Below are 395 nucleotides of genomic sequence, written 5' to 3' on the forward strand. Positions count from 1 at the left end.
AAATCTGACACTGGTGTTACTGAAATTGTTAAAGTTGAAATTTCTGTGTCACCAGCACCATCGGTAATGGTGTAACTGATCACTGGCACAGCACCGTTGAAGTTGTCATTGGGTGTAAAAGTGTAACTACCATCTGCATTTAAGGTAATTTCACCTTCAGCAAGGGTAACCGTATCACCTGCATTGTATGTATTCCCACCAACAGTAAAACTCGTTACCGTGAGTGGACCATCAGCTGTTTCTGCATTATCAAGCACATTACCTGTAGCAATTGTATCTTCAGCTATCGTGACAGTTTCACTATCATCACTTAAATCAGAAACCGGTGTTACTGAAATGGTTAGGGTAGAACTCTGAGTGTCACCTGCACCGTCAGTAACAATGTAAGTAATTAG

Annotated in this window: 1 protein-coding gene; it reads right to left on the bottom strand. The window is 41.0% G+C overall.

Annotated elements, in window-relative coordinates; translation table 11 throughout:
* On the bottom strand, positions 1 to 395 hold a 395-nt coding region (locus H4J69_RS19695), incomplete at both ends, for an Ig-like domain-containing protein (RefSeq protein WP_182252063.1).

The organism is Colwellia sp. BRX10-9, from assembly GCF_014077405.1.
In the GTDB taxonomy this organism is placed as follows: Bacteria; Pseudomonadota; Gammaproteobacteria; order Enterobacterales; family Alteromonadaceae; genus Colwellia_A.